This is a genomic window from Campylobacter sp. CFSAN093224 (assembly GCF_012897395.1).
In the GTDB taxonomy this organism is placed as follows: Bacteria; Campylobacterota; Campylobacteria; order Campylobacterales; family Campylobacteraceae; genus Campylobacter_D; species Campylobacter_D jejuni.
The window spans coordinates 333297-353889 of the sequence record NZ_CP040607.1; the positions used below are offsets into that span (position 1 = coordinate 333297).

Consider the following 20593-nt stretch of genomic DNA (forward strand, 5'->3'; position numbering starts at 1 on the left):
AAAATGGATAAAGCCAAAATTGTTCAAAATTTAAATGCTTTGTTTAAACAAAGAGCAGAGTTTTACTCTTATTTTGATGAAAATATTGCCAAAATCAATGATACTGAAGTATTTGATTTTAAGAATGCTAAAAATTTAAATCCAGAAGAGGTATATAAGCAATTTTATCATTTTGATTATGCTATAAGAAAATTATTGCCTGCTATTTACAAGGTTTATGAAATTACAGATACAGATTTAGATAAAGATTTTTAATTTATTTAGAGAATAGAACGAACTATTCTCTAAAAGATATATCTAAATTTTTTGATTCTTCTTTTATATTTTTACTCGTGTCTTCATTTTGCTCAAATCCTCCACCAAATGCTTTGATTACATCTACTATGGAATTGGCATAAGAATATTTAGTATTATTAAAAGCAACGGCAGCATTAAGCCAATTTTGACGTGCCTCTAAATAATCTTGCAAAGACATTTCTCCTATATCATAGCGTTCTTTAGCAATTTCATAGATTCTTTTGTAAGATTGTTCGCTTGCTTGTGCATTATCGTATTGTAAGCGTATAGTTTTTCTAGCTACTAAAGCATAGCGAATTTCTCCAAAAGCAGTAATCAAAGTATTTTGATAATTTACAAAAGCTTCATCTTTATTAAGCTTGGCTAAATTTACATTTTGGTAAATTTCACCCCAATGAAAAATAGGCAGAGTAAAGTTTCCACCTATATTCCAAGTCTTAGAACCTCCTTTAACCAAGGTATCTAAATCCCCGCTTTCAAATCCCAATAATCCTGTTAAAGAAAGGCTAGGTAAGAAAGCCGTGCGAGCTACTCCAACAAGATAATTTTGCTGAGTTAATTTTTCTAAAGAAGAGCCAATATCTGGACGTTGAAGCAAGATGGTACTTGAAATTCCAGTTGGAATGTCAAATTCTTTAAGATTAAAAACTTGATAGCTTTGATTTTTGTAAAGTATGTCATTTAAATCATTTGAAGTTAAAATTTTTAAAGCTTTAAGGTAATTTTCTTTATTTAACTTTGCTTCATTATATTGCAAAGCCATACTTTCTAAGTTGGCTCTTGCTTGAGCAAGTTCATATTCACCTACAGCACCAACTTGAAATTTTTCATCATTAATCCTATAAATTTCTTTTGCCGATTCATAGGTTTCTTTAAGAGCATTTTCATTTTCATAAGCATTTACAAGATGAAAATAAGTTTGAACTGTATTTGAAATAACAGAAAGTCTTGCAGCTTCATAATCATACTCACTTGCTTTAAAGCCTGATTTTGAGGCGCGATATGTATCGCGATATTTTCCCCAAAGATCGATTTCATAGCTTAAATTAAGTCCCATTTTAAAATCATTACCGTAACTTACTTCCCCAGTTCGATTGCTTGGAGCATTTATAGCTGTTTTTGCACGACTTCCGCTTGCACTACCATCAAATTTTGGCAACAAACTGCTAAAATCTATACCTAATTGAGCAGCAGCTTGTTCCATGTGTATGAAGGCAAGTTTTAAATCATTATTATTTTTAAGTGCTAAATCAACCACTTTATTTAAATTTTCATCATCAAAGTCTTTCCACCAATTTTTTGTGATAGAGCTATTGTTTTCTTTTTCCCAAGATAAGGCTCCAAGCTTATTATCAATGCTATAGTTTGCTTCGGGAGTATTTAAATTTGGACTTAAAGAGCAAGCTGAAATCAAAAGAGTAAAACTTGCTATAGTGCTAATTGAAATTATTTTATTCATGAACCTTACCTCTTTTTTTATCTAGCCATTCATTAAAATTTTCTAAAAGATAGAAAAATAAAGGCACGAAGAATATCGCTAAAGTTGATGCTGCGATCATTCCACCAACAAGCCCTGTTCCTAAAGAGTGTCTTGAAGCACTTCCTGCTCCTGTTGCGAAAATCATTGGTAAGACCCCAAAAGTAAATGCCAAAGAAGTCATTATGATAGGACGAAAACGAAGTTTTGCTGCTGCAACAGCTGCTTCAAAAACTCCTTTACCTTTTTTAAAGCGCTCTTCCATTGCAAATTCTACGATTAAGATAGCATTTTTAGCTGAAAGTCCAATCAAGAGCAAAAGTCCTGTTTGAAAATATATATCATTGCTAAATCCTCTTAAATATACCAATAAAAATGATCCAAATACCGCAAAAGGTACAGCTGTTACGACTGCTAAAGGTATAAGCCATCTTTCATATTGAGCAGCTAGAATTAAAAAGACAAATATCATACCTAAAGCAAAAGCATAACTTGCTGTTCCTTTACTAGAAACTTCTTGATAAGCTGATCCACTCCAAGCTATGGAATAATCATCCCCTAAAGTTTCTTTTGCTACTTGAGCAATCGCTTCTATAGCTTGACCTGAAGTATAACCTGGTGCGGGTTGACCTTGAACTTGTGCTGCTGGGAAAAGGTTGAATCGTTTTACATCATCAGGCCCTGAACTTCTTTGTAAAGTTAAGAAAGAATCAAGTGGTATCATTTTTCCATCATTTGATCTTACAAAAATATTTTTTAATGTATCTTGTGTATTTCTAAAATCACCTTTTGCGCGGATATTTACTTGGAAATTTTTACCTAGCATAGAAAAATCATTAACATAATAAGTGCCTATAGTTGCATTCATCGTGTTAAAAACATCTTGCATGTTAAGATTGTAGTGTTTTAATTTATCTCTATCAATTATAAGCTTGTATTGAGGGAAAGTTGTATCAAGTGTTGTTCTTACTCTTGATAGTTCTTTTCTTTGGTTGGCCGCAGTAACAAGTTTATTTACATCTTTTTGTATTTCATCATAGCTTTTTCCGCTTTTGTTTTGAACATACATTTCAAAACCGCCTGTGATACTTAATCCAGGTATAGGAGGTAAGCCTATAAATATACTTGAAGCATTGCGATCAAAAGCAAATTTTTTATTAAGCTCCATGGCGATTTCATCAGCACTCACATTTCTATCTTTCCAATCTTTCAAGCCTATAAACATTGCAGCGGCATTTTCTTTGAGTGAACTTGTAAAAAGATCAAATCCTATCATAGCCATTGCATCTTTAACTCCATTAGTTTTTAAAACTTCTTGACTTATGTGATCAACTTCTGAGATTGTTCTATGGAGTGCTGAAGCTGAAGGAAGGTTGATAATACTAATCATCAAACCTTGATCTTCTTCAGGAACTAAAGAGCTTGGTACTGCTTTATTAAGATAAAAAATCGCTCCAAGCATAATACAAAAAATTAAAACAAAACGAATGGTTCTTTTTAGAATATATGCTACTCCTGCACTAAATACAGAGGTACTCCAATCAAAAAAATCATTAAATTTCTTTACAAATTTAAATGGATCTCCTTCATTACGTCGCAAAAAGAGTGCGCATAAAGAAGGTGTTAAGGTAAGAGCAACAAAACCTGATATGGTTACAGATATAGCTAAGGTAAGAGCAAATTGTCTTTGAATTTCTCCAACAAAACCTGATATAAAAGAAACTGGTACAAAAACAGCACAAAGCACAAGAACAATTGAAATAACCGGAGAGCTAACTTCTTGCATCGCTTGGATAGCAGCATCTTTTACGCTTATTTGTTCATTTTCGTGTAAAATCCTATCGATATTTTCCACAACTATAATCGCATCATCTACAACAATCCCTATAGCTAAAATCAAGGCAAAAAGTGTAAGCAGGTTAATACTAAAGCCTAAAACATAAAGTCCAGCAAAAGTTCCTAACAATGAAACAGGTACAGCTATCATAGGAATAAGCGTTGCACGGAAATTCTTTAAGAACATATACATAACAATAATAACTAAAACTAAAGCTTCAATAAAAGTTTTAATTACTTCTTTGATTGATTCTATCACGAATTTTGTTGTATCATAAGGAATATTATATGTTAAACCTTTTGGGAAATTTTTTGAAAGTTCTTGCATTTTAGCCTGGACAAGTTCTGCTGTATGCAATGCGTTTGCCCCTGATTGAAGATTGATTATAATTGGAACTGCATCATTGCCATTTAATCGTCCTTGTGAGCTGTATTGTTGTGACCCTATTTCTACATCAGCTATATCTTTAAGTCTTAAAAATGATCCATCATCATTTGTTCTTAAAATAATATTTTCAAATTCACTAGGATTTTGTAGTCTTCCTTGCATGGTGATTGAATAAACATAAGGGGATTTTTGGGTTACAGGTTCTTCGCCAATTTTACCAGTTGCGTATTGGGCATTTTGATCATTAACCGCAGAAATTACATCAGTAGCTGTGATTCCAAATTTATTTAATAAATCAGGCTTGAGCCAAATTCTTAAAGAATAATTACGATTTCCTATAGCGTTTGCATCTCCAACTCCTGGAACCCTTTTTAACTCATCTAAAACATTTAAAGTGATATAGTTATATACATCTACTGCACTCATTGAGCCATCACTTGAATACATAGAAATTGCAGCAAGTGTTGTTGAGGAAGTTTTTCTAACTGTTACTCCAAGTTTTTTGACTGCATCTGGCATTTTTGCAGTTGCGGCTGAAATTCTATTATTAACATCTATGGTGGCTTGATCAGGATCTGTACCGATATCAAAATAAACAGTCAAACTCATAGTTCCTGAAGAACTTGAAGTTGAATCCATGTAAATCATATTATCTGCGCCATTGATTGCATCTTCGATAGGACTTGCAACTGTTGAAGCAATGGTTTGTGCATCAGCTCCTGTGTAAGTTGCACTTACTTTAACTGTAGGAGGGGTTAAAGAAGGATATTGTTCTATAGGTAAATTTGTAAGACCTATAGCTCCAGCTAAAGAAATGATAATTGCAACAACTGAAGCAAAAACAGGTCTTTCGATAAAAAATTTAGAAAACATTATTGTGCTCCAATTTCTTTAACTTCGCTACCAACTTGAATTTTTTTAAAGTTATCTAAAATGATTTTATCGCCATTTTGCAATCCTTTGTCAATAATGGCATATTCATTGTTTTGGTAGCTTATATGTACAGAAGATTTTTCTACTTTTCCATTTTTAACAAGAAGAACATAAACATCATTTTGATTTTGTTTAACAGCTATTTGAGGCACTTTAAAGCCATTTTTTTGTATAAAACCTTCTGAAGTAATTGTTGCAAAAGCACCTGGTAAAAGTGTTGAGTTGTTGTTGTCAAATATAGCTTTGGCTTTTACTGTTCCACTATTAGCATCTATAACAGAATCAATAAAATAAAGTTTGCCTTGAACGGTTTCTCCATTAAGATTTAAATTTGCATGAATGCTGTCTAAATCCCATTTTCCACTTTGAGTATTGCGGACTAAATTTAGTTTATCTGTATCTGAAATAAAGAAATCTGCGTAAATAGGATTTAAATTTGTAACTCTAACTAGTTCAGTTGTTGAAGCACTTACATAATCTCCTATATTAACTAAAGCATCTCCTATAGTACCATCAAAAGGAGCTTTTATTTCGGTATGATCTAGATCAATTCTTGCATTTGCAAGCTGTGCTCTAGCACTTGCTAGACTAGCTTTTGAATTGTTAAATGTAGCAAGAGAAGAGTCGTATTCCTTTTGAGAGATTGCACTTTTACTAAAAAGAGCTTTAGAACGATTAAAATCCTTGCTTGCATTTTCGAAAGTTGCCTTAGCCATCAAAGCTTGTCCATAAGCCGAATCAACACTAGCTTTAAATTTATCTTGTTCTATAATAAATAATGTTTGTCCTTTTTTTACTTTATCTCCAGCTTTAAAAAGTTTATTTTCTATTACGCCACTAACTTGAGGTTTTATAATGACATCATAATCACTGACAAGTTTAGCAGGGTAAGTAAAACTAAGTGGTAAATCTTCAGATTTAGCACTCATGGTTGTTACAGGTTGAGGCGGCATTTGTATTTTTGGTGCTTCTTCTTTGCTGCAAGCAGTGAGTAAAAGCACAACACCTAAAGCTAAAATAGTATTTTTTTGAAATAATTTCATGGTTTTGCCTTGAAAAATTAAATTAAAAATTGTAATATTTATTACAAAAATTTTTGGCTAATTATATCTTAATTTTGGTTAATAAAATTATTTTTAAGCTTTGGATCCATTGATCCCATTTAGAAAAACGTTTACAACAAATTCAACATGTTCTTTTTGTTCTTTTTTATTTTTTAAACGAGCATTAATTAAAACATTAAGATGATGATAAGGTTCTTTTAACATAGTGCAAAAAAGAACAGCAAGTTTTTCTGCATTTTTTTTCATATAAGAATTATTTTGTTGCTTGAAAAAATCCATAAGTATGTTATAGGAAAAATTTTGTTGATTGTTTTCTATCCAATTGGCAAGATGTCTATCTTTGTCATAAACTTGAGAATAGATAATTTTACCAAAAGCTACAGCTTCTGGTTGATTGAAAATTTCTATAAAAGCTAAACCAAAAGAAGTTAAAATTTCTTTTAAAGTGCCATTTTCAATTTCTTGTGTTTTGGAATAAATAAGATGAAAGTGTTTTTTACATATGTCATCTAAAATTTCAAAGAATAGCCCTTCTTTACTTTTAAAACCATCATAAATATTAGAATAAGATCCTCCAGATAATTTAATAATATCACTCAAACTTGTTTCTTGGTATCCTTTTGTTAAAAAAAGCTCTAAGGCCACTGCTTTGATTTTTTCTTGTCTGGCTAAAACTTTTTGTGATGGTGTTCTATTTGAGTTCATTTTTATCCTTTATAAGAGTGCTTTTAGGGTATACAAATATACTTTTTCTAAAAACCGAAATTTTTTCATTATCCTTTGCGTAAGCTTTTATATGTAAAGGAAAGATTACGTCTTTTTTATCATTATTTGCTAAATTTTTTGTAGCCCTGATAACAACTATTTTTTTGACTTGTTCTCCTGCTTTTAATTTAAAAGGTTTGTTTGGTCTTATGATTTCAATTCCATCATTTATTCCTTCTAAATTTGCTGTAAAATAATATTCATGAGGTTTAGAATCTGTATTTTGAAACAAAAAGGTATAAGCATTTGAAATGACTAATTCACCTTTAACATTTGAAATATTATATAATTCACTACTACGATTGATATTTAAAAGCATGCTTTCTTTTTTGCTTCCCATGATGATTAAAGCCAGTAAAGCAATTAGAAGAACTATAAAATATGCTATCGTTCTAAATCTTAAATAATGAACCTTAGAACGCGTTTCAATAGCTTTTGCACTTGTCCAATTGATCAAACTTGGACGATTAAATTTGCTTTGAACCTTAGAGCAAGCATCGGCACATTCAAGACAATTAATACATTCAAGTTGCATTCCTTTGCGTATGTCAATATGAGTTGGACAGATGCTAACACAGGCTTCGCAACCTATGCATTCTCCCTCAGGCGGTTTTTTATGAAGTTTGGTGTGTCCATCATAGATCAAGCCCCCGCGTTTTTCATCGTAGATCACTTGCATTGTATCATGATCGAACATTACAGATTGTATTCTTGCATAAGGACAGACATAAACACAAAATTTTTCTTGTAAATAGGTAATATCCAAAGTAAAAAGTAAGCTAGCACAAAATAAAATTCCAAGTAAAAGTAGATGCTCGCCAGGATTTTGAATATAATTGAAAAAATCTTCAGGAGGAATAAAGTACCAAAGTAAATTACTAACAGCAACTAAAGATATAAAATAAAAAATTATTACTCCAAGAAATTTTTTAAAATATTGTCCCTCATATTCTTTTTGTTTGTTATTGATATTTTTGCGAATTTTAAGAAATTTAGTTTGTATGATATCTCTATATATAACTCTAAAAATCGTTTGTGGACAACTCCAAGCACACCAAATTCTTCCACCTAAAGTTGTAATAAAAAAAATAAATAAAAAAAGAAATATAAGAACAAAAGGCATGAGATAAAATTCTTGTGTTGAAAAAGAAATAAAAAATAGGTTTAATTTAGAGTGATCAAAACTTAAAAGAAAAAAATGATTCTCATTAATTCTTATGAAAGGTAGGGCAAATATGATAATACTTGCAATTAAATATACAAAATATCGTTCTTTTGTATAGTTTGTAATGTGTCCTTGCATTTTTAGACCTTAAATTATAATTTTTTAGTACTTTGTAATTAAGGATTATAGCCGATAAAAACTAAAACAATTTTTAAATGCTTTCTAAGTTAGAATTAATAAGAAGTGTTTTATAATTATATTTCACAACAAAAATTTACACAGAAAGGTGGTGAGGACTGTGCCAGGAATCAAGGTGCATCCTAACGAGTCTTTTGATGAAGCGTATCGTAAATTCAAAAAACAAGTAGATAGAAATCTAGTTGTGACTGAAGTAAGAGCAAGAAGATTTTTTGAGCCTATGACTGAAATTCGCAAAAAACAAAAAATTTCAGCACGCAAAAAAATGCTTAAAAGACTTTATATGCTTAGACGCTACGAGTCAAGACTCTAACCCAAAAGCCCGAAAGGGCTTTTTTATATCTACAAACTTCATTTGGTATTAAATTAAAAAGTATTTATTATTTTTTGTTAAAATTTCTAATTTAAATTTTCTGTTTTTAGGATAAACTTATGAAAAAAATCAAAAAAATCATTCAAATTGGTATGATAGGTGGTTTAGCAGCTGTTGCTGGAGGTGCTTTAGCAGGTTGTGGAAGTAATAATGACAATTCAGATACTTTAAATCAAGCAGCTAATGCTCAAGGAGCTTTTGTAATTATCGAAGAAACAGCTCCAGGGCAGTATAAAATCAAAGATCAATATCCAAGTGATGAAACAAGGGTAGTTTTAAAAGATCTTAATGGCACAGAAAGAATTTTATCCAAAGAAGAAATGGATGCTTTGATTAAAGAAGAAGCAGCTAAAATTGATAATGGAACTTCAAATTTAACTAAAGACAATGGACAAATCAGTAGTGGGGGATTGAGTTTAGGGGAAACTTTACTCGCAAGTGCTGCAGGTGCTATTTTAGGAAGTTGGATAGGTTCAAAACTTTTCAATAATCAAAATTTTGCCAACCAACAACGCGGTGCTTTTTCAAATCAAAGTGCTTATCAAAGGAGTGTTAATAGTTTTAATAAAGCAGGCACAACAAGCTCTGCTTCAAGTGCTAAAAAATCAGGCTTTTTTGGCGGAGGCTCTAAAGCCACAAGTTCTAGTTCTTCTTTTGGTTCTTAAGGATAAATAATGCAATTACTACAAGTAGATAAACTTCAAAAAGATTATTTAGAAAATATAGGTTTTTCTTGGCATACAGATGAAGATGGAAGTGATTATATTAGCAATAAGTTAGTTTGTGTTAAGGAAAGTGAAGCTAATGCTTATTATGAAGCGGTAAATGAGCTTTATGATATGTTTATTGCTGCAGCGCAAGAAGTGATTGATAATGATCGTTTTGATGAGCTTGGAATTCCTTTTAATCTTATTGATGCAATTAAGATGAGTTGGGAAAATGAGGTTCATTGGCATTTATATGGGCGTTTTGATTTAGCGGGTGGACTTGATGGCAAGCCTATAAAACTTATAGAATTTAATGCTGATACCCCTACTGCTCTTTTTGAAAGTGCGATTTTACAATGGGCACTTTTAAAACAAAATGGAATGGATGAAAGCGCACAATTTAATAGCATTTATGAAAGTTTGATGGATAATTTTAAAAGACTTATTACCCTTGATGAAAGTGTTGAAGGGTTTGAAGAGCATTATCAAGGATGGAAAATTCTTTTTTCAAGTGTTGCAGGAAGTAAAGAAGAAGAAATCACTACAAAATTGCTTGCACATATAGCCAATGAAGCAGGTTTTCAAACTAATTTTTCCTTTGTGGATGAGGTGGAATTTAGCGAAGAGGGTATTTTTAAAGAGGGCGAAAATTATGAGTATTGGTTTAAGCTTATTCCTTGGGAAGATATAGCCATAGAAGAGGGTGAACTTGCCATGCTTTTAACTCAAATCATGCGTAATCAAAGAGCAATTATTTTAAATCCTGCTTATACGCTTTTATTTCAATCTAAGGGAATTTTAAAAATTCTATGGGAACTTTATCCAAATCATCCATTACTTTTAGAAACAAAAGATACTCCTTTGGAAGGTAAAAACTATGTTAAAAAACCTGTTTTTGGTAGAGAAGGTGCAAATATCAGTATAATTAAAGATGGAAAAACTTTGCATGAGAATGTAGGTCCTTATGGGAATAATAAGGCTATTTATCAAGAATATGTAGAGTTTAATTCATGTGAAAACGAATACTATCAAGCAGGTGTTTTCTTTGCTTATGAAGGGTGTGGCTTAGGATTTAGAAAAGGAGGACTTGTGCTTGATAATTATTCTAAATTTGTAGGACATATTATAAAGGATTGAAAAATGAAAATTGTTTGTTTAGATGCGGCAACTTTAGGGGATTATGATTTAAGTGTTTTTGAAAAATTTGGTTCTTTGCAAATTTATACCACAACAAATAAAGAGCAAACCATAGAGCGTTTAAAAGATGCTAATGTCGCCATGACAAACAAGGTTGTAATTGATAAAGATGTGATTGATGCTTGTAAAAATTTAAAACTCATTTTGGAAACTGCTACAGGGGTTAATAATATCGATATTGAGTATGCTAAAGAAAAAGGTATTATTGTAAAAAATGCTGCTGGGTATTCTACTATGAGTGTGGTGCAACATACTTTTGCGTTTATGTTTGCTTTTTTAAATCAAGTGCTTTATTATGACAAATGGAGCAAAGAGGGTAAATGGTGTGAAAGTCCTATTTTTACAGATTATAGTAGAATTTTAAACACCTTAAGTGGTAAAAAATATGGTATTATAGGTTTAGGAACCATAGGTAAAGAAGTGGCAAAAATTTCAAAGGCTTTTGGAGCCGAAATTTATTATTATTCTACGAGTGGAGCTAATAAAAACGCAGATTTTGTACATTTGGAATTAAAAGATTTATTAAAAACTTGCGATATTATAAGTATCCACGCACCTTTAAATGAAAAAACCAAAAATTTACTCGCCTTTGAAGAATTAAAGCTTTTAAAAGATAATGCGATTTTGATTAATGTAGGAAGAGGTGGGATTGTCAATGAAAATGATTTAGCTAAAATCATAGATGAAAAAAATATTCGTGTAGGGCTTGATGTTTTAGAAATTGAACCTATGATGAAAAATCATCCACTTTTAAGCATTAAAAATAAAGAAAATCTTATTATCACTCCTCATGTTGCGTGGGCGAGCAAGGAGGCTTTAAATGCTTTAATGGATATAGTTTATAATAATTTAAAAGAATGGATAGAAAATGGCAAGTGAACATAGTTTTGATATTTCAGCAGCTTTAGATAAACAAGAGTTAAAAAATGCTTTTGAACAAGCTAAAAAAGAACTTGATAGTCGTTATGACTTAAAAGGAATTAAGTGTGAGATTGATTTAAGCGAAAAAGAGAGTATTTTTAAACTCAGTTCTTCTAGTGAAGGAAAGCTTGATGTTTTAAAAGATATAGTGATTTCTAAACTTATCAAAAGAGGAATTAATCCTAATGCTATTAAAGAGCTTTCTCGTGAAAGTGGAGCAATGTTTCGTTTAAATTTGAAAGCAAACGATGCTATTGATAGTGAAAATGCCAAAAAAATCAATAAAGCTATCAAAGATAGCAAACTTAAAGTTAATTCTTCGATTCGTGGTGAAGAAATTCGTGTTGTAGCAAAACAAATTGATGATTTACAAGCTGTGATGAAGCTTGTAAAAGAGCTTGATTTAGAGTTAAATATCAGTTTTAAAAATCTTAAATAAGGTCAAATTTGAAGCATTGTTTAGCTCTGTGTTTTATTTTTTTTCTTTGTGCTTGTAGTGTGAAAAATCAAAATTTTTCGAGTCAAAGCTTGATGGTTTTGATTGCTTCTCCTATGATAAAAATCAATGACGCAGCTTTTTTAAAAAAAGAAAATAATGCTTTAAATTTAGAAGTTTATAAACTAGGGCAAGCTTTTTTTGAACTCAAAATCAAAGATAAAATTTGTATCAATGCAGTGTGTTATGATAAAAAAGTGTTTAATCAAAAATTTTTTAAAAATGTATATTATGATGATATTTTAAGTGATATTTTAAAGGCAAATGCTTTATGGCAGGGTAAAAATTTAGAAAAAACTGATTGTGGTTTTGAACAAAATTTAAAAGCAAAAAATTATGAAATTTTTTATCAAGTTTGTGATAATAAAGTAAGTTTTTTTGATAAAATTTCACATACTAAAATTATCTTAACGCATATTCAAAATTAAAGGATAGAGTTTGAAATTTTTTTTACTGGTATTTTGCTTTGTAAATCTAGCTTTAGCGCAAGTTTATAAAGGTGAATTGTATTTTTATCATTTGCAGGATAAAGAAATTTTTGCCATAGTTTATGATAATGCGCCTATGACTCCACTTTTTGACAGGGATAAAAATCAAACAAGTTCTAGTTTTTTAATTATTGATGATATAAATGGAAATTTAGAGATTCCGCTCGTTAAGACAAATGATTTTTGGCAGGATGAGCGTAAAAAATATAAAATCAATTCTTCTAAAATGCTTACATATGATAATAAAAATTTGCAAGGAGAAAATTTAGGAACAACTACTTTAGAACTTGTTGAAACGCAAGATGGCATTCGTATAAAGCGTAGTCTTGATTTTATAGGTTTTAATGATGATTTTAAAGAATTTCATCCTGTTCATAAGAGTGTATTTAGTTTTGAACAAATTCGCCAAAAGCCTATTTTTTTACAAGATGGAAAAATTAGTTTTGAAGAATGGTATTATTTTTATGAAGATGGTATGAGCCGTGCTATTTTAGAGTTAAATAATTTTGTTTATGATATTAATGCTCACGCATTTGTAAAACTAAATGATTTGTATAATACTAAAAATCAAAAATTTCAAAATCTTTTACATGAGAAGCTTAAAAATACATGTGATGAGTGTTTTGAAGATCTGCAAAATTTACAATTTAATAATAATTTTTTGCTTAATAATGGAAAACTAAAAATTTGTTATCTACCTTTTGAAGGTCATTTTTTAGATGAAAATATTTGCGTAGAATTTAACGAAGATGAGCTTAAGGAATTTAAAAAATAATGGAAAAATTAAAAAATTTTTTAAGTTTGAAAAATATAGAAGATACTCAAATTTATAAAGAGCTTAAGTGTGCTAAAAATGAGGCTTTGATTCTTAGAGAACTTTGTAGAAATTATGTCGTTTCTATTTCTTCTATCAATGCCTTTACTTTATTATCGACAATTTTTGGAAATGATAAGTATCTTTATCTTGATGCTTTGGAGGATTTAAAAAAACTTATCGAAAGAGGTTTTGTAAATCAAAATTCGAGTTTTTTTAAAAGTTTAGAAAATAATAAAACTCAAACATTAACTCTTGCCTTATTGCAAAGTGAGCTTAGTCTAAGTGAATATTTTTTAGAATTTTTAGAAGCAAAACCTCGTTTAAATTTTGAGAAACAAGAGGCTTATGCAGATTATTTAGAATATTTAAAAGATGAATTTGCGCGTATTCAATTATACGAAAGATTAAGTTTTATACAAAAAAGTGCTTATAATAGTGAAATAAAAAATCAAATTAAACTTTATGAAAAACATATCAAAGAAAGACTAAAAAAAAGTAAATTTTATAATGTATTGGCTGATATTTTTAAAGAATACAATCTTGAACATAAAGAACAAATTATTTTTCTAGCACTTTTAAAAGAAGAATACGCCTTAAGTAATGAAAGTTCGATTTCTAGAGAAATGAATTCTTTACTTTCTTTAATCAGTGAAAATGATTTAGAAAGGCATAAAAATAAAAAACTATTACAAGAAAATGCTCCTCTTTTAAACTTAATCGAGTATGATGAATATTTAAATGCTTTTGGAGATATTTCTAAAAGTTTTTTTATTATCGATGAAATTTTACAAAGAATTATAAATTTTGAACCAAAACAAAGTAAAAAAATCAAAATTGAAAGTGTTTTAAAAGATCAAGATATTTTCGAGCTTATAGAACCAAGCACTGACATCAATGATATTATTATGCCTGAAAATACAAAAGAGCTTTTAGAAAATATTTTAAAACAACAAGATAAAAAAGTCCTAGAAAGACTTCATTCTTGGGGTATAAAGAGTAATAAAAATATAGAAGCTAAAATTATTTTTTATGGTCCTGCTGGTACTGGAAAAACTATGTCAGCTTTAGCTATGGCTAAATCAATGAAAAAATCTGTTCTTAGTTTTGACTGTTCTAAAATTTTGAGCAAATGGGTTGGAGAGAGTGAGCAAAATGTAAGAAAAATTTTTGATACTTATAAAAATATCGTGCAAACTTGTAAACAAAGTCCTATTTTACTTCTCAATGAAGCTGATCAGTTTTTAAGTACGCGTGTAGATGGAAGTAGTGGTAGCGATAAAATGCATAATCAAATGCAAAATATATTCTTAGAGCAAATTGAGCGTTTTAGTGGTGTGATTATCGCTACGACAAATTTTTTAGAAAGCTTAGATAGTGCATTTTCAAGAAGATTTGATTATAAGATAGAATTTAAAAAACCTGATTTTAAAGATAGGCTTAAAATTTGGGAAAAATTTCTACCTAAAAAAGCATTATTTGAAAAAGATTTTGATATAAATATTTTATCAAATTATGAATTAAGTGGAGCACAAATTTTAATGGTGGTGAAGAATACAGCTTTGAAAGTAGCTGTATCAAAAGATGGGGTTTTTAAAATGCAAGATTTTATAGAAAGCATACAAAAAGAATTAAATTCAAGTTTTGATAAAAGTAAGATTGTTGGATTTTAACTTTTTTAATGTTTTTGTATAGCGAACTATAAAATAAAACAAAGCTATAATTAAAGCACTCCATTCCCAAAACATAGGAATTTTTGGGGTTAAAAAATAATGATAACTTGCCAAAACTAAGCATAAATATCCTAGTTTTCTGATTTTACTAAGTTTTTTAAAGATTTTAAAAGAACTTAAAAGCATTAAAAATATGATTAAAAATGCGATAAATCCACTTGCTTCTAATAAACGATGTGAAATATCATCGAAAAGCCTTAAAATTTGAGCATTTCTATCAAAAATAAAATAATTTAAAAAGTGCAAAATCGCCCAAAAAGCTGCAAAAATACCTAAAATTTTAGGATAATTTTTTGTTTTTTTAAATTTAAGTAAAGAAAATAAAAGACTTAAATTTAAAAAGATTAAAGCAAATATTCCAGTGTAAATATAGGCTTCTTTTACAAAATCAAAGGCTTTTATGATATGATAAAAGCCATAAATTAAACTTATGATAAAGCTAAAATAAGCAAGAAATTTAAAGTATTTTGTCTGCATTAAAAATTCACTTTCAAGTCCATGTTTTTATATAAACTTGCCACTTCTTTTTCATATCCATTAAACATTAAAGTAGGTTTGGTAAAGAAGTCTCCTAAAGCCCTCTCGTTAGCTTGAGACCATCTAGGATGAGAAACATTAGGATTGACATTAGCATAAAAACCATATTCACTTGGAGCGTAACTTTCCCAAGTAGATTTAGGCTGTTCTTTGGTAAATTTTATTTTAACTATGGATTTAATACTTTTAAAGCCATATTTCCAAGGAACAACAAGGCGTATTGGAGCGCCATTTTGAGGCTTTAAGGCTTTTTTATACATTCCTACTGCAAGCAAGGTAAGAGGATGCATAGCTTCATCCATGCGAAGTCCTTCTACATAAGGATAGTCTATAGTTGGAAATAAAGCGTCTTGATCGGGAAATTGGCTCTTATCTAAAAGAGTGGTAAATTTAACAAATTTTGCCTCGCTTGTAGGTTTTGCCATTTCAATCAAACGACGCAATTCAAAGCCTACCCAAGGTACCACCATAGACCAAGTTTCAACACAGCGAAAACGATAAATTCTTTCTTCTAGTGGAAATTTTAAAATATCTTCCATGCTTAAAGTTAAAGGTTTTTCTATTTCTCCACTGATATCGATTTTCCAATTTTGAGTATTGAAATTTTGTGCCAATGATACAGCCTTTCTTTTATCTGTTGAAAATTCATAAAAATTGACATAATTTGTAGCCAGTTCTTCATCACTGATTTCAAGTTTGTTTGGATTAGTATCGCTTGTGAAATTTAAAGCAGATAGTTTAGAAGCAAGTACGCTTGAACTTATTAAAGCACCTGCTCCAAGTTTTAAAAAATCTCTTCTTTTTTTATATAAATTCTCAGGAGTTATAATCATAATTTTTCCTTATTAAAAATTTTTATTATTAAACTATAACAATGTTAATACAGGATTAATTTTGTGTGATTTTTTCAAGTTCTATATTGTAGAATATTTCTTCGCAAAATTCTTTATAATGATTAAGTAGTTTAATTTTTGAAGTTTCTTGCATTAGAATTTTAAATTCTAATTTTTTTAATTTTCTAAGTTCATCCTTGAGCTCTTTATCTTTTGAAAACAATAAAAAATATTCTTTAAAGATGAGCTCATAAATTTCAAAAGTTCCATCGACAAGATAATTAATCGCTTTATCAAGATGCCGATTAGAGTCTTTAAAATTTAAAGGATTTAAAACCATGAAACAAAGATGAATCATGGCGAAGTGAAAATATTTAAGATGTTTTTCAGGTAAGGTGAACAAATCGCTTTTTTGAAAATTTTGAAGATTGTTAAAGTCAGAATTCAAGAAATGATAGCCAAAACAGTCATTGATATTTGAAATCAAATTTTTAATTTTTTGTTCTTCATCAAGTTTTTTTCTAAAGGCTACAAAATAAGCGAGAGCCTTGTAAAATATTTGAAAAAATTCAATATGTTTATTTTCTCTTAGACAAATAAGACTTAAATCTTTTGGAGAAGTGGAGTGCTCTTGCATATAATTATAAACTTTCAGGGAAATTTTATTTCTTATCTCAAGCAAGTAGCTTAAGTCTTTTTGTTTTAAAATTTGATAATAAAAAAATATAAAATCTTTAATTAAACCTTTATGATCTTTTTCAAATAATGAAATTTGAAAATCCACGCTAAGAAACTGATTGTAAAGATTAAAGTAATCGCATTCTAATTGTTGATAATTCAATATTTTATCCCACACTTAGCATAAAATTCTTTTAAAGCATGTTCTTTATCAGGCTGAGTTTTAATCCATTCTTCAAAGTGATTACACATATCCCATTCTTTTTGCTGAATTGCTTCATAATTTTGCTCTATATCGTTTTCGCTTATATTTTTTCTGTGTATTTTGTTTAAAATTTTTTCACATACAGCCCTAGGATTTTCATTTTTATATATAGGCCTTCCCACAACGATATAATCACTCAAATTTTCTCTAGCCATTGCAAGATTAGCAACACGTTTTTGATCATCACTTGTTTCTCCAAAAGGACGAATTCCAGGAGTAAGGGTTAAGAAATTTGAACTTGTGTGCTCTTTAATTTTTTTGCTTTCAAAAACAGAGCATACCATACCATCAAGTCCATTTTCATAGGATATTTTTGAAAAATTAATTACAGCTTCTTCAATTTTTTGTCTATAAATACTAAAGAAATTTTCTTCATCAAAACTCGTAAGAGCAGAAACTGCTAAAACTAAAGGTCTTTTTGAAAATTTGCTAAGCCGTGTCATAACTTCTTGTATGGCTATTTTTCCAGCACTTGCGTGGATATTGATCATATCAACACCAAGTTTTGATACTTCTTCGCAAGCATCTGCCATAGTGTTGGGAATATCATGAATTTTAAGATCAAGAAATATTTTAAAATCATCAACTTTTTTAAGTTCTTCTATGAATTTAAAACCATCTCTTAAATATGCTCTTAAACCTACTTTTAACCATATGTCTAAATTTTTTAATTCTTTGGCAAGTTGTAAGCATTCTTCTTTTGTAGAAAGATCAAGTGCGACACAAAGCTTCATTTTTTAGCCTTTATTAAGGCATCTAAAACTCCATTTATAAATTTTGGAGAATTGTCATTAGCAAGTTCTTTAGCAAGTTCTATAGCCTCATTGATGACAATGGCGCTAGGAGTATCGGTAAAAAGTAACTCATAAGCTCCAAGTCTTAGTATAGCTCTTTCTACATGTCCTAAAGCTGTAATTTGATTATCATTTAGAAATGAATTTAAGGTTTCATCAATATTGTTTAAATTATCTAAAATTCCATTATATAAATTTAAAGTAAAATTTTTTTGTTCATTGCGTATTTTTTTTTCATCTAAAATTTCATCTACAAAAACGTTGTTTTGAGAATTTAATTCAAAAGCATAAAGTAAGGAGATGACGCTTTGGCGAACTTGATGACGCGTTGCCATTAAAGCTCCTTGCTTAAATTTAACATCTCGATTACAGTTGTCATAGCTTCAAAGCCTTTATTGCCTGCCTTGCTTCCAGCTCTTTCTATGGCTTGTTCTATTGTGTCTGTAGTTAAAACACCAAAACTTACAGGGATATTATGATTTAAACTCACATTGGCTATGCCTTTGGTGGTTTCTGCTGAAACATAGTCAAAATGCGGAGTTGAGCCACGAATTACTGCGCCTACGCAACAAATTGCATCAAATTTTTTGCTTTCTATAGCTTTTTTTAACGCATACGGAAGTTCAAAAGCACCAGGAACAAGTATAAGGCTTAGATTTTCCTCTTTGCCCCCGTGTCTTAAAAAAGCATCTTTTGCTCCTTCTACAAGGCGATCTGTGATGATATGATTAAATCTTGCATTAATGATAGCAATTTTTGTATTTGAGTCTAAATTTAATTTTCCTTCAATAATATTCATTTGTTTTCCTTTATGATATTTTGTATTTCTAGTAATGTATTAACGCAATTTTTAAGGCGTGTAAGATTAAGCATATTAGGTCCATCGCATAAAGCCTCGCAAGGATTAATATGTGTTTCAAAGAAAAAGCCATCTATGCCTACGGCTGCTGCCGCTCTTGCTAAAGGTTCTACAAATTCGCTTTTCCCTCCGCTACTTCCACCTGCAGCCCCTGGCATTTGTACGCTATGGGTAGCATCAAAAATAACTGGAGCAAATTCACGCATGATAACTAAAGAACGCATATCTACTACTAAATTTCCATAGCCAAAGCTAGCCCCTCTTTCAGCTACAAAAACACCATTTCTTTGAGCAGCTTCATAGCCTTCATCTTCTATACCACGGGTTTGTAGAACTTTTTTAACGCTGTATTTGATATCGCTTGGGTTTAAAAATTGTCCTTTTTTGATATTAATTTTTGCCTTAGTTTTTGCTGCGGCTACAAGTAAATCGGTTTGACGACATAAAAAAGCAGGAATTTGCAAGACATCAGCTACTTCACTTACAGGGTTTGCTTGATTGCTTTCGTGTATATCGGTTAAGATTTTCATACCAAATTCATCTTTTACGCTTTGTAAAATTTTTAATCCTTCTTCAAGACCAGGACCTCGAAAAGAATTAATACTTGTGCGATTGGCCTTATCAAAACTTGATTTGAAATAAAATTCTATATTTGGATTTTCATTAAAATTTTTTAACTGTTCAGCAACTTTAAAAATCAAATCTTTGCTTTCTATCACGCAAGGACCAGCAATGAGTATCATTTTTTTCATTTTTTTCCTTTGTTCTTAACTAAAATTAATCCACCAAAAATAATGCCTATTATACCTAAAAAAACCATAGTACTTGGTAAATTATCTCCCAAAATTATCCCAACTATCATACTAAATACTACATCAAGATAACTAACTCCGGCAACCACTCCTGCTTGTTTAGCGATACCATAAGCTTTAGTGACATGAATTTGATAAATGGTGCCTAAAGTTCCCATAATGGCAATGATAAGCCAAGCTGTAAGACTTGGCATCACAAAAGGTGCTAGAATGAAATCTAAATGTAAAGAATCAAGATGCTGTGGTTCAAAAAATTCAGCACTGATCATAGAAATTAAAGGCATTAAGGTTCCTAAAAGGATAAAAGAAAAGGCAATTTGTTCTGTAGTGTAAGATTTTCTAAGTTCTCTTACACTTGTAAGAGCTAAAGCGGCTAAAAATCCACTCGTGATACCTATAACTGAATTTTTTAAATCAAAGCCTGAATGATTTAAATTATGAGCCCAAGGCTGAGCGATTAAAAGCACTCCACCAAATGCTATTAAAATTCCTATCCAGCCTTTGATGCCAATATTTTCTTTAAAAACAACAAAAGCTATTAAAGTAATAAAAATAGGAGCAGTTTTTTGAAAAGCAAAAGCTCCACCTAGTGTAATATTTGAAACATTATAGAAAAACATATATAGTGAAAGCGTGCCTACTACTCCACGAAATACCAAGAGCCAAAAATATCCCCCTTCTTTATGTGCCTTAGATCGTTTTAAAAGATAGACTATGAAAAAAATTCCTATGATATTTCTAAAAAACATAATTTCTATAGAACTCATTTCCTTGCTAAGAATTTTTGCACAAGCTCCCATAAGTGCAAAATCCAAACATGCTAAAATCATGAAATAAATTCCTAAATTATGCTTGATTACTTTTAGCATTTTTTTTCCTTGACTAAAATCTGGGTTAATTCTAGTCTTTTTTGCTTAATATTAAGCCAAATTTTATATAATTTTAAAAATATAATTTTCTAGG

At 30.1% G+C, this 20593-nt stretch carries 22 protein-coding genes; 9 read left to right on the forward strand and 13 right to left on the reverse strand.

Annotated elements, in window-relative coordinates; translation table 11 throughout:
- Positions 1-3: 3 nt before the first annotated feature.
- The gene (gene cmeU, locus FBF11_RS01750) at positions 4-255 is read left to right on the forward strand and encodes a CmeU family protein (RefSeq protein WP_002859455.1); all 252 of its coding nucleotides are present in this window, start codon (positions 4-6) and stop codon (positions 253-255) included.
- Positions 256-277: 22 nt separating this feature from the next.
- Here the strand turns inward: cmeU and cmeC are convergent, their stop codons facing one another.
- The 5 genes from cmeC to ccoG form a co-directional block, all read right to left on the reverse strand.
- Positions 278-1756, reverse strand: coding sequence for a multidrug efflux transporter outer membrane subunit CmeC (gene cmeC, locus FBF11_RS01755; protein ID WP_100608407.1), 1479 nt, complete (start codon positions 1754-1756; stop codon positions 278-280).
- Positions 1749-4871 carry a multidrug efflux RND transporter permease subunit CmeB gene (gene cmeB / locus FBF11_RS01760; RefSeq protein WP_002859457.1) on the reverse strand — a complete coding sequence of 1041 codons (3123 nt, stop codon included), beginning with the start codon at positions 4869-4871 and terminating at the stop codon, positions 1749-1751. The genes cmeC and cmeB overlap by 8 nt, the downstream gene beginning before the upstream one ends.
- Positions 4871-5974, reverse strand: coding sequence for a multidrug efflux RND transporter periplasmic adaptor subunit CmeA (gene cmeA / locus FBF11_RS01765; RefSeq protein ID WP_002859458.1), 1104 nt, complete (start codon positions 5972-5974; stop codon positions 4871-4873). Before cmeA ends, cmeB begins: the two co-directional genes overlap by 1 nt.
- Before the next feature lie 93 nt (positions 5975-6067).
- Entirely contained in the window at positions 6068-6700 is a 633-nt protein-coding gene (gene cmeR, locus FBF11_RS01770; RefSeq protein WP_002859459.1) for a multidrug efflux system transcriptional regulator CmeR, read from the reverse strand.
- On the reverse strand, positions 6687-8063 hold the full coding sequence (gene ccoG / locus FBF11_RS01775) for a cytochrome c oxidase accessory protein CcoG (RefSeq protein ID WP_002868682.1): 1377 nt from the start codon (positions 8061-8063) through the stop codon (positions 6687-6689). Before ccoG ends, cmeR begins: the two co-directional genes overlap by 14 nt.
- Before the next feature lie 160 nt (positions 8064-8223).
- Between ccoG and rpsU the strand changes: the two genes are divergently transcribed.
- The 8 genes from rpsU (at position 8224) to FBF11_RS01815 (ending at position 14792) form a co-directional block, all read left to right on the forward strand.
- Positions 8224-8436 (forward strand): 30S ribosomal protein S21, encoded by a 213-nt coding sequence (gene rpsU / locus FBF11_RS01780; RefSeq protein WP_002780697.1) that lies wholly within the window; start codon positions 8224-8226, stop codon positions 8434-8436.
- Between the two features lie 119 nt (positions 8437-8555).
- Positions 8556-9161 carry a UPF0323 family lipoprotein gene (locus FBF11_RS01785; RefSeq protein ID WP_002868683.1) on the forward strand — a complete coding sequence of 202 codons (606 nt, stop codon included), beginning with the start codon at positions 8556-8558 and terminating at the stop codon, positions 9159-9161.
- Positions 9162-9170: 9 nt separating this feature from the next.
- The gene (locus FBF11_RS01790) at positions 9171-10340 is read left to right on the forward strand and encodes a glutathionylspermidine synthase family protein (RefSeq protein ID WP_002868684.1); all 1170 of its coding nucleotides are present in this window, start codon (positions 9171-9173) and stop codon (positions 10338-10340) included.
- A gap of 3 nt (positions 10341-10343) precedes the next feature.
- On the forward strand, positions 10344-11279 hold the full coding sequence (locus tag FBF11_RS01795) for a D-2-hydroxyacid dehydrogenase (protein ID WP_100625351.1): 936 nt from the start codon (positions 10344-10346) through the stop codon (positions 11277-11279).
- The gene (locus FBF11_RS01800; RefSeq protein ID WP_002854188.1) at positions 11269-11760 is read left to right on the forward strand and encodes a YajQ family cyclic di-GMP-binding protein; all 492 of its coding nucleotides are present in this window, start codon (positions 11269-11271) and stop codon (positions 11758-11760) included. The genes FBF11_RS01795 and FBF11_RS01800 overlap by 11 nt, the downstream gene beginning before the upstream one ends.
- Before the next feature lie 8 nt (positions 11761-11768).
- Complete coding sequence (locus FBF11_RS01805; protein ID WP_002854442.1) at positions 11769-12245, forward strand: hypothetical protein; 477 nt, start codon at positions 11769-11771, stop codon at positions 12243-12245.
- A 10-nt stretch (positions 12246-12255) separates the two neighbouring features.
- Positions 12256-13080, forward strand: coding sequence for a hypothetical protein (locus tag FBF11_RS01810; protein ID WP_052798278.1), 825 nt, complete (start codon positions 12256-12258; stop codon positions 13078-13080).
- Positions 13080-14792: an ATP-binding protein gene (locus tag FBF11_RS01815; RefSeq protein WP_002854291.1), complete on the forward strand. Its 1713-nt coding sequence runs from the start codon at positions 13080-13082 to the stop codon at positions 14790-14792. The genes FBF11_RS01810 and FBF11_RS01815 overlap by 1 nt, the downstream gene beginning before the upstream one ends.
- Here the strand turns inward: FBF11_RS01815 and FBF11_RS01820 are convergent.
- From FBF11_RS01820 to FBF11_RS01855, 8 genes are read right to left on the reverse strand one after another with little or no spacing between them, the layout of a single operon-like run.
- On the reverse strand, positions 14757-15329 hold the full coding sequence (locus FBF11_RS01820; protein ID WP_002857273.1) for a sulfite oxidase heme-binding subunit YedZ: 573 nt from the start codon (positions 15327-15329) through the stop codon (positions 14757-14759). The two genes, FBF11_RS01815 and FBF11_RS01820, sit on opposite strands and share 36 nt — an antisense overlap.
- Positions 15329-16222, reverse strand: a complete 894-nt coding sequence (gene msrP / locus FBF11_RS01825; protein ID WP_002868687.1) for a protein-methionine-sulfoxide reductase catalytic subunit MsrP — start codon at positions 16220-16222, stop codon at positions 15329-15331. The genes FBF11_RS01820 and msrP overlap by 1 nt, the downstream gene beginning before the upstream one ends.
- A gap of 55 nt (positions 16223-16277) precedes the next feature.
- Complete coding sequence (locus FBF11_RS01830; RefSeq protein ID WP_002868688.1) at positions 16278-17063, reverse strand: hypothetical protein; 786 nt, start codon at positions 17061-17063, stop codon at positions 16278-16280.
- Positions 17060-17899, reverse strand: coding sequence for an orotidine-5'-phosphate decarboxylase (gene pyrF / locus FBF11_RS01835; protein WP_002854427.1), 840 nt, complete (start codon positions 17897-17899; stop codon positions 17060-17062). Before pyrF ends, FBF11_RS01830 begins: the two co-directional genes overlap by 4 nt.
- On the reverse strand, positions 17896-18294 hold the full coding sequence (nusB, locus tag FBF11_RS01840; RefSeq protein ID WP_002824771.1) for a transcription antitermination factor NusB: 399 nt from the start codon (positions 18292-18294) through the stop codon (positions 17896-17898). Before nusB ends, pyrF begins: the two co-directional genes overlap by 4 nt.
- On the reverse strand, positions 18294-18758 hold the full coding sequence (gene ribE, locus FBF11_RS01845) for a 6,7-dimethyl-8-ribityllumazine synthase (protein ID WP_002854278.1): 465 nt from the start codon (positions 18756-18758) through the stop codon (positions 18294-18296). Before ribE ends, nusB begins: the two co-directional genes overlap by 1 nt.
- Positions 18755-19570 carry a 3-deoxy-8-phosphooctulonate synthase gene (gene kdsA / locus FBF11_RS01850; protein ID WP_002858652.1) on the reverse strand — a complete coding sequence of 272 codons (816 nt, stop codon included), beginning with the start codon at positions 19568-19570 and terminating at the stop codon, positions 18755-18757. Before kdsA ends, ribE begins: the two co-directional genes overlap by 4 nt.
- Positions 19567-20499, reverse strand: coding sequence for a DMT family transporter (locus tag FBF11_RS01855; RefSeq protein WP_002865582.1), 933 nt, complete (start codon positions 20497-20499; stop codon positions 19567-19569). Before FBF11_RS01855 ends, kdsA begins: the two co-directional genes overlap by 4 nt.
- Between the last annotated feature and the right edge of the window lie 94 nt (positions 20500-20593).